General features: G+C 61.5%; 7 protein-coding genes and 1 pseudogene. 5 read left to right on the top strand and 3 right to left on the bottom strand.

Features of this window, described 5'->3' with window-relative positions:
* The first annotated feature begins 151 nt into the window (after positions 1 to 151).
* Both E2K76_RS19705 and E2K76_RS21175 read left to right on the top strand, forming a co-directional pair.
* Entirely contained in the window at positions 152 to 526 is a 375-nt protein-coding gene (locus E2K76_RS19705; RefSeq protein WP_136686144.1) for a hypothetical protein, read from the top strand.
* A 94-nt stretch (positions 527 to 620) separates the two neighbouring features.
* Complete coding sequence (locus E2K76_RS21175; RefSeq protein ID WP_136686143.1) at positions 621 to 863, top strand: DUF982 domain-containing protein; 243 nt, start codon at positions 621 to 623, stop codon at positions 861 to 863.
* Between the two features lie 693 nt (positions 864 to 1,556).
* Here the strand turns inward: E2K76_RS21175 and E2K76_RS19695 are convergent.
* On the bottom strand, positions 1,557 to 2,777 hold the full coding sequence (locus tag E2K76_RS19695; protein ID WP_136686142.1) for a GAF domain-containing sensor histidine kinase: 1,221 nt from the start codon (positions 2,775 to 2,777) through the stop codon (positions 1,557 to 1,559).
* A gap of 855 nt (positions 2,778 to 3,632) precedes the next feature.
* On the bottom strand, positions 3,633 to 4,550 hold the full coding sequence (locus E2K76_RS19690; RefSeq protein ID WP_136686141.1) for an SDR family oxidoreductase: 918 nt from the start codon (positions 4,548 to 4,550) through the stop codon (positions 3,633 to 3,635).
* 97 nt (positions 4,551 to 4,647) lie between these two features.
* Between E2K76_RS19690 and E2K76_RS19685 the strand changes: the two genes are divergently transcribed.
* On the top strand, positions 4,648 to 6,465 hold the full coding sequence (locus tag E2K76_RS19685; RefSeq protein ID WP_136686140.1) for a glycoside hydrolase family 15 protein: 1,818 nt from the start codon (positions 4,648 to 4,650) through the stop codon (positions 6,463 to 6,465).
* A gap of 32 nt (positions 6,466 to 6,497) precedes the next feature.
* Entirely contained in the window at positions 6,498 to 7,586 is a 1,089-nt protein-coding gene (locus E2K76_RS19680) for a catalase family protein (RefSeq protein ID WP_136686139.1), read from the top strand.
* 209 nt (positions 7,587 to 7,795) lie between these two features.
* Here the strand turns inward: E2K76_RS19680 and E2K76_RS19670 are convergent, their stop codons facing one another.
* Positions 7,796 to 8,356 (bottom strand): type 1 glutamine amidotransferase domain-containing protein, encoded by a 561-nt coding sequence (locus E2K76_RS19670; protein ID WP_136686138.1) that lies wholly within the window; start codon positions 8,354 to 8,356, stop codon positions 7,796 to 7,798.
* A 348-nt stretch (positions 8,357 to 8,704) separates the two neighbouring features.
* On the opposite strand from E2K76_RS19670, the pseudogene E2K76_RS19665 reads away from it, so the two are divergent.
* Positions 8,705 to 8,893: pseudogene (locus tag E2K76_RS19665) on the top strand (hypothetical protein); the annotation flags it as partial.

Here is an 8,893-nt window from a genome sequence, read left to right as displayed (position 1 = left end):
CCGTCACTGTCCGATTTCAGGGGAGTAGCTCAGAGCGCTACGGCCTTTTCGCCCGTATCCTTGAGCTTGAGCGCGAGCTGATCGAGCTTCGCAGCGAACGCAATCGGCTGCGCAATCCGGCGGCAGCGTTGACGGATTGGATGAGGCGCAAATGGAAGAACGATTAGCATGTCGTTATTATGATTATGCTTTAGCCCGAACCTATATTGAGAGTGAGGGGCGAGCAGACCAGGGAATGCGCCTAGCAGGTCAGCCAGACATGGAAACACAATCCATGGTCCCGACGTCCGAAGGGTGGGAAACTGACCTGATGTTCCCCCATCCCCAAACCGGCGCCCTGACAACCATAAGAGACGCCGAGGCGGCTGATGCCTTGTTTGTTTCCTATTCGGGATGGGCACTGACCCCGGAGTTTTATGAAGCGGTCTGGGCGTGCGAAGCCGCAAAGCTCGACCCGCTGGTCGCAGGGGATCTTCGAACCATGGTCAGAAATGCACTTCGGTCCTCTGGAATTGATGTCGATTGAGCCGCTGAGCAAAATTGCGCCCAAATGCCGAGATCCAGAACTCTGCATTAAGATCGGCATTCTGAAACGTCAGCGCATTGTGTAATCGCACGCGATGCATCGCGCCTTTGCCACTCCTATTCGATTCACCAACCCCGACACTGGCGGGTCGGTCGTGTTGGTCGATACGAGCAGCGCGGTCATCTTCCTGTCCACACGCTGGCGATGGGACAAAGGCCTGGGTTACTTCACCGCTGCCCGCGCGTGCATGATGGTCATGGATGAGTTCGATGATCCCGAGAATGCACGAGCGGCCGTCGTCTTTGCGCTTCGGCAAGCAGGCGTTGCAGCGACATAAATTCGGATGAAGATGTAAGATGTTCGCTACTTCGCAAAGGTATGCAGAAACCGCGCGAAAGCTATCGATGCAAAGGCTGCCGCTTCATGCGCTGGCAAGTTCACAAAGATCACGTTACCCCATCAGCATTGCCCGGGGAGGTTAGCCGCATCGCGAATTCCGCCTGATCATATGCCGCGAACCGACAGCCCCTTCGAATTTGACTATGCGCCTTTCCGCTTCAGTTTTGCATGGCAGATGACGACGAGTAGATGTTGGCCATGACAATAGACAACAGCGAGGATACTGGAGATCAAACCGAAGGCGAGAAATCGCTTTCGCCATCAGGGTCGATCTTCAGCACTTCTTATGACCCCAGTGCGGGCTCTCGAAGAAAGGCACCTGCGCGCACCAAAAAATGGGCCTCAGCTCGATACGATCGACGATTGGTTGTGCCGCGTGTTGCAGCGCTAGGCGGCAGTCAGAATACAGACGGCGCGGCCGACACCGGCCACACCCCCCCGGGTGTTGAACCCAAACACCATTGACTTGCCAGCCCCGCCGTTCCCGATCAAGGGGGCCTTAGATGCGCTGTAATTTTCAAGTTTCAAGCGCACTGCGGCCTTGATTACGATGTTGTGTTGGCTGGCTTTTCTAATACTGTAAGGAACATTTGTTCACCCGTCGTCGCGGACCGGACAAGAATTGCTCCTATCAGTGGCAGGCTGGCATCTCGAAGGTGAACACAGTGTTTGCGTCTGTGGAAGCAACAAGCATCCGACCACCATGCGCCTTCGCGATCTCCGAGGCGATATAGAGACCGAGACCCAAGCCCGACCCATTCGGTCGCTCGTCGCCTTTTTGGAATGGGCTGAACAGGCCCGAAAGCTTCGACTCCGGGATCGGTGCCCCTTCGTTGAGAACAGCGAGCGCAAAAGTGCCTTTGGTCACTTTCGCGGATACATGGATTGGACGATCCGGCGTTCCGTGGGTGATTGCGTTGCCGAGCAGGTTTGACAGCAGTTGCGCGATCCGAGCGCGATCACAATCGAGGTTTGGCGGAAGCTCGAACGTGACGACAATCTCGCTGGACGGGGCGACGGCGCGGAACTCGGCCACGATCTGATCGAGCGCCTCGGTCAACGGCCTATCGCTTCGGCGGTCCAGCACTATGCCTCCGCCCAGCCGATTGCGAGCGTGGTCCATCAGGTTGGACACGAGATCAGCCATCCTTTGCCCGGAGCCGTCCATCAGATCGATGAGCGCGAGCTTCCGCGGATCGGCTTCTTGCCGTTTCAGCATGCGCAGACCGGCACGGACGGCCGTGATCGGGTTGCGCAGATCATGGGCGAGAATGGCCATGAACTGCTCCTGCACGTCGGCAATCTCGCGCTCCTGCGCCAACTCTTCCTCGGCATTCTGAAGCCGAGTATCCAGTTGCAGTGTCTCACCGATCATTCGCGCAAACATGCGCGTCATGGCCAGAACGCGCGGATCGTCCAGTGTCTGTGGATTGGGGTCCAGCGCACAGAGGGTGCCAAAGAAACGTCCATCGGGCCAATGAATGGGAATGGAGAGATAGCTGCGGAAACCATACATCTGTGCGGTAGGATGGCCCTTATAGGGGCCAGGCGCGCGGGCGTCGTTGAAGACAATCTCAACGTCCGCCTGCCGGACCTCGTGGCACAGCGTGGTTTCAACCACAAGCTCCGATCCCGGAAGAAGGCCAAACCCAAGATGATCCGCGACGCTGCATGTGATCCACCGGGCATCGGTTACGCGTGCAATCGCGGCAAAGCGAAGGCCGGTTGCCATGCAGACCGTCTCCAGCATCGTCGGGATAGAGGCATTGCCTGCAATGGCCCGAAGGTCGTCGCGGAAATCATGCTCATCCAGACCGCCCGCCGGTGGAGCAATGATCCTGACCTCTGACATGCTGCGCGACTTTCATACTGCCCATGATCTTATAGGCAAAATTCGCGTAGAAGGCCAGCCAATGCGCATGACGTTGAAGTCCTACTCGCTTGGCCACCGCGGGAACGAGCGATCAATTCTTTTACAGCTTCGAGGCGTCTTAGCGGATGGTGAGATCAGCATCACTTATGGCGTCCTGCAAAGATGATGCCTGTTTCTGCTTGCGTCCGTCACGATAGTTGGGCCGCCGGACAAAATTGCGACGTCAAGCGTGGACGATCTGATCTATTTCGTCGATGTCCGCACTTATGTCCAAGGAACAAACTCTCTGCAGGGTTGTATAGCTTTGTTCCCGCCGAAGCCCCGCTGGCACCCGGCTCTGTCGGCGGGGCACTGTCTCCCTCTACGGTGATCGAAGTGCACGCTTTGACCTAAATCATAGATGGCAGACCCGGCACACCGACCGGAAGCCATGCGACCCTGATCGCTTACATGGTTGATCATGGCTCAAACCTGGCGCCGAACTCATGCTTAAGCGCCGCTCAGGACGAACGCGCCCTGCGGCAGATTGTCTCGATGACCAGATTAGAGTGGCGGTTATCGTTCACCCTATCAAAATCGCTTATCCTGCGAACGGACACCTGTCGGACACGATAGCGAGGCGAGAATGGTCCCGCCCCGAACCTCGTCACTGTCCATCGGGCGGCGTTCGATTTCCCGTGTATTCCCGCAGCCCAATACTCTCGGCTATCAGATCCTTGACCTAATAAGCGCGCATACGCACGCTGGCATCGCGCTCGGCGAAAGACGATCTGACTGCATTGCGGCTCAAAGACCGAGCAGCGCGGCGTTTATCGACCTCTGACCTGCAAGCGTTCAGGCGATGCCCGCGCCGCCCGTGACACCGTAGACCTCACCGGTAATGTAACTGCCCTCCTGGCTGGCCAGCAGGACATAAACTGGGGCGATCTCCACTGGCTGGCCTGGGCGGCCGAAGGGGGTCTGCGATCCGAACTGCTCTACCTTCTCCTGCGGCTGGCCGCCCGAGGGTTGCAGCACGGTCCAGAACGGACCGGGGGCGACAACATTCGCGCGCACGCCCTTCTTCATCAGCTGCTTTGACAGCGCCTTGGTATAGGCCACGATACCCGCCTTCGTCGTGGCATAATCCAACAGGATATCCGACGGATCGTAGGCCTGCACCGAGGCGGTAGTGATGACCGACGCGCCGGGTTGCAGATGCGGCGCCGCCGCCTGCGCGATCCAGTGCATGGCATAAAGGTTGGTCTTCATCGTCAGGTCGAAATCCTCGGACGAGACCTTCTCGACATCCTCGCGGAACTGCTGGCGTCCCGCATTGATGACGAGGATGTCCAGCCCGCCAAGCTCGGTCACCGTCCGCTCCACCATCTCGCGGCACCAGCTTTCCGAAGTGATGTCGCCGGGCAGCAGCACGGCCTTGCGGCCCTCGGCGCGGATCAGCTCGGCCACCTCCTCGGCATCGCGGCGTTCGGCTTCGAGGTAGGAGATCGCGACATTCGCCCCCTCGCGCGCATAGGCAATGGCGGCGGCGCGACCGATGCCAGAGTCGCCGCCTGTGATCAGCGCGCGGCGCCCCGTCAGCTTTCCCGAGCCCTTGTAGCTCTGCTCGCCATGGTCGGGGGCGGGCTGCATCTTCGCGGCCTCGCCGGGGGCGGGTTGCGGCTGCTGCGGGAAAGGCGGTTTTGGATATTGGTTGCGCGGATCCTGCGGGGCAAGGCGATCGGTCACGGTCGATTTCTCCTTCGATTTCATCACGCCAACCGTCCGATGGCACGGATGTTCCGCGGAACGGCCGAGGACAGCACCGCGTTCGCCTCCTGCTTTCCTACCCCTTCCAAGGATCCTTCGAATGACCGCAACACCCCGATCCAGCCGCCGCGACGAGGCTGGCTTCCTGCCACTGGAGGGATACGGTGCAATCGGCGAAGGGCGCTCGGTCGCGCTGACGGGCGAGGATGGCGGGATCGACTGGTGGTGCGTTCCGAACATGGACAGCCCGCCGCTGTTCGACCGCCTACTGATCGGCTCGGGCACCCTGCCGGACGGATCGCAGGCGGGGCATTTCAGCATCACGCCGACGCAGCCCTTCCGCACGAGCAGAACTTATCGCCCGGGCAGCAACGTTCTGGAAACGCGGTTCGTCACCGATGATGCCGAGGCCGTGCTGACGGAATCGCTAAACAGCGGCACCGCCGGGCGGCTGCCATGGGCCGAACTCGCGCGGCGCATCGAAATGCTGCGGGGAACGATGGAGTTCGCAGTCACTCTGCGCTTCGGCCATCGCGCGGGACGCCGCAGCCCCTACATGTCGCCCGCCGGTCCACATGTGATGTTCCATGTCGGCGCGGTGCTGGGTGCGTTCCTGCATGGGGAGCGGCTGGCCATCGCCGCGCAGGGCGACGGCGGCATCCGGGGCACCCTGACGATCCCCGAGGGCGGACGCGAGGTTCTGGCCATCGTCGCAGGCGCAGACGAGCCGCTGGTCATCCCCGACCTTGCCGCTATCGATGCGCGGATCGACGGATCGGATCGGGAATGGCGCGACTGGTCCGCGCTGTTCAACGAGGACGGTTTCGTGATGCGGCAGGCTTTGGCTCTGAAGCTGCTGCTGTATTCGCCCAGCGGGGCGATCGCAGCGGCGGCCACCTCGTCGCTGCCCGAGCGGATCGGCGGGGACAAGAACTACGACTACCGTTTCGCATGGGTGCGCGATGCCGGATATTCCATCGTGTCGTTCCTGCAGATGGGGGCCGAGGCCGAGGCGAAGGCGGCGCTGACCTGGTTGCTGCGGCAGCTGTGCGAGCATGGCACGCGGGTCTGCTTTCTGCTGGACGGCGGCACGGACGGGGAAATGCGTGAATTCGATTTGCCCGGCTATCGCGGCAGCCGGCCGGTGGTGCAGGGCAACCGCGCAGCGGACCAGCACCAGCACGGCATCTACGGCGACATATTCGAGACGGTCGCCGCTTTCACCCGCGCGGGGAATATCATTGATGCGCGCAGCGCCGAGACGCTTTCACACCTTGCCGACGAATGCGCGGACCGCTGGCGGCAGAAGGATTCCGGCATCTGGGAACTGCCCGAGGAGCGGCATTATACCATGTCCAAGATCAGCTGCTGGCAGGCCCTGTCCCGCGCGGTGGAGCTGGCCGATGCGGGCCATCTGCCAACCACCTGCCGCGACCGCTGGAACCGTGAACGCACCCGCATCGCCGAGTGGATCGACGCGACCTGCTGGGACGAGGCGAGGCGCGCCTATGTCATGTATCCCGGATCGGACAGGCTCGACGCCTCGATCGCGCTGGCGGTGCGGTTCGGCTTCGACGGGCAAGACCGTCTCGCCCTCACGCTCGACGCCATCGACCGCGAGCTTGGCACTGGCGGGCTGCATTACAGATACGGCGGTATGGAGCAGGAAGAGGGCTGCTTTCTCGCCTGCTCGTTCTGGATGGTGGAGGCGCGGGCGCTTCTGGGCCAGACCGAGACCGCCCGCGACGCCCTCGCGCGGCTGAAGACGATCTGCGGCGACGGCATCCTGCCCGAGATGATTGACCCGTCCGATCACAGATGGCTCGGCAATCTGCCGCAGGGGCTGAGCCATCTTGCCGCGCTTCAGGCCGCCGTCGCTGTGCAGTCAGGAACATCGGTCCGGCGGCAGGGTTTGTGATCCGCGCCATGATTTTCGCAACAGGAGAGACCATGCAGGCCCCGATCCCCTATTCCCCCTCCGTGGAGACCGTTGCTCCCGACGAAGCGGAAACGATCCGCGAGCTGGTCGAAACCCTGCGCGGCATAATGGAGGTGACGGCTGCGGATTACGGCCATGCCGTCCGCTCGGTCCATGCCAAAAGCCACGGCATCATCAAGGGTGAGCTGGAGGTTCTGGCGGACCTGCCACCGGAACTGGCACAGGGTATGTTCGCGCGTCCGGGCCGCCATTCCGCGATCCTGCGCATCTCCACCAATCCCGGTGACATCCTTCACGACAGCATCTCCGTCCCGCGCGGCATCGCTCTGAAGGTGCTGGACGTTGATGGGGAGCGGCTGGAGGGGGCCGAGGGGCGGACGCAGGATTTCGTCATGGTCAACGGTCCAGCCTTCAGCGCCAAGGATGCCGCTGCGTTTCTCAAAAGCCTGAAGCTGCTGGCCAAGACCACCGACCGCGCCGAATGGGCGAAGAAGGCGCTGTCCTCGGTGCTGCGCGGGACCGAACGCGTTCTCGAAGCGGTCGGCGGCGAAAGTTCCACGCTGAAGACCTTGGGCGGCGCGCCGAACGTGCATCCGCTGGGCGAGACGTATTATACCCAGACCCCGTTCCGCTATGGCAACCATGTGGCGAAGCTTTCTCTGGTGCCAATCTCCAAGGCACTTACCCGCCACACCAAAGAGATCGTGGACACGAGGGACCGTCCCGACGCGCTGCGCGACGCGGTCGATGCGGCGATGCTGGCCGGCGAAGGGGTTTGGGAGTTGCAGGTCCAGCTGTGCCGAGATCCCGAGAAGATGCCGATAGAGGACCCCACCGTGCTTTGGGACGAGGACCTGTCCCCATTCACCCCCGTCGCCCGCCTGACTGCGCGCCCACAACACGGCTGGACCGAAGCGCGGGCGAAGCAGATCGACGACGGCATGCGCTTTTCAGTCTGGACCGGCCTTGAGGCACACCGACCCTTGGGTGGCATCAACCGCGCGCGGCGCGCACCATATCGCGCATCCGCAGATTACCGCGCGGAGATCAACCGGTGCCCCATCCACGAACCTGCCTCGGTGAATCTACCATCGTCGTGATGTGTATGCCCCCTTCGGACGCACCGTCCGAAGATGCCGTCATCAATGTCGTTACACAATCTTGCTGAGGCTGTTATGGACCTAAACATTAAAGGAAGACGCGCGCTTGTGACTGGGGCGAGCGCTGGCATCGGCTACGCGACCGCCCGGGGCCGAATTGCGAGAAGTCTCTAAAAAAGGCCGCAGGCTTTTACCTGCGGCCTGTCAACTCAAGCGGCGCGGCGGTCGTGCCGTCCTTCCAGGATCTCCTCCGCAACCTTCGCAACGAAGGCCGGCAGATCTCCAGGATTGCGGCTGGTCACCAGTCCCTGATCCGTGACGACCTCGGCATCGCTCCACTCCGCCCCAGCGTTAACCAGATCGGTTCTGATCGACTTGAAGGAGGTGACTTTGCGACCTTTGGCGATGCCGGTTTCCACGAGCAGCCATGGGCCATGGCAGATTGCGCCGATCACCTTCTTCTCCGTCCAGAAGGATTTGACGAAGGCCAGCGCCTTCTCGTCGATGCGCAGGACGTCGGGATTGATCTGGCCGCCGGGCAGGATCAACGCGTCATAGTCGGCGCTCGACACCTTGCCGAGTGCGTGGTCGACCTTCACGGAGCGCCCCCAGTCCTTTTCATCCCAGCCCCGGATTTCCCCTGTTTTGGGCGAGACGACGTGGACCTCGGCCCCCGCCGCCCGAAGGTCGTTCAGGGGAACCTCAAGCTCGGACTGCTCGAACCCGTCGGTCGCGAGGATGGCGATTTTTTTGCCGTTCAGCGTCTGCATTGGAAGTCTCCGTTTTGCATTCTGTTCGCTGAAGAAACGAATGCAGGGGGCGCTCGTTCCTAAAGGTGCGTTCACGATCTTCTGTGAATGCGTTCGGAACCCGGCGGTGTCATGTAGCAGCACTTTACCGTTACGCGGTTCGGGCAAATCCGCTGCTTCGATGTGAAAATTGGTGGGCTTCTGACGTCCCTCGGGGACTGCGAGTAATGACGATACGCTTAGTCTGAATCATGAAAAGTCTCCGGCTGTTCGCTCGCAGGACCAACGTAGGCTTCACTTGTCATAGACAACTTGATCGCGCCGGATCGCGCATCAGTCTTGAAGGGGCGCGGCATTCGGGAGGACCTCATGACATTCGCGGTCATCTTCGGCGCGAGCGGCGGCATTGGCGCAGCATTGGTCGAGGCCGCCGGGCTTTCCGGACAACTCAACACCGTCCTCGGACTGTCCCGCCGCAGCATTCCGGCGTTCGATCTGTGCAACGAGGCTTCAATCCAAGAGGCTGCCGCCCATATCCGGGCATTGGGGGCGCCGTCA

The sequence above is a fragment of the Falsirhodobacter xinxiangensis genome (assembly GCF_004959935.1).
Classification (GTDB): Bacteria; Pseudomonadota; Alphaproteobacteria; order Rhodobacterales; family Rhodobacteraceae; genus Falsirhodobacter; species Falsirhodobacter xinxiangensis.
Note: the sequence above shows the minus strand (reverse complement) of the source record. Positions and strands in the feature narration are given on the sequence as shown.

What these genes read in the sequence shown, in the direction of transcription:
- E2K76_RS19680 (WP_136686139.1), top strand. Translation starts at nt 6,498, where the DNA reads ATGCAGGCCCCGATCCCCTATTCCCCCTCCGTGGAGACCGTTGCTCCC.
- E2K76_RS19705 (WP_136686144.1), top strand. Translation starts at nt 152, where the DNA reads ATGGAAGAACGATTAGCATGTCGTTATTATGATTATGCTTTAGCCCGA.
- E2K76_RS19685 (WP_136686140.1), top strand. Translation starts at nt 4,648, where the DNA reads ATGACCGCAACACCCCGATCCAGCCGCCGCGACGAGGCTGGCTTCCTG.
- E2K76_RS19690 (WP_136686141.1), bottom strand. Translation starts at nt 4,550, where the DNA reads ATGAAATCGAAGGAGAAATCGACCGTGACCGATCGCCTTGCCCCGCAG.
- E2K76_RS21175 (WP_136686143.1), top strand. Translation starts at nt 621, where the DNA reads ATGCATCGCGCCTTTGCCACTCCTATTCGATTCACCAACCCCGACACT.
- E2K76_RS19670 (WP_136686138.1), bottom strand. Translation starts at nt 8,356, where the DNA reads ATGCAGACGCTGAACGGCAAAAAAATCGCCATCCTCGCGACCGACGGG.
- E2K76_RS19695 (WP_136686142.1), bottom strand. Translation starts at nt 2,777, where the DNA reads ATGTCAGAGGTCAGGATCATTGCTCCACCGGCGGGCGGTCTGGATGAG.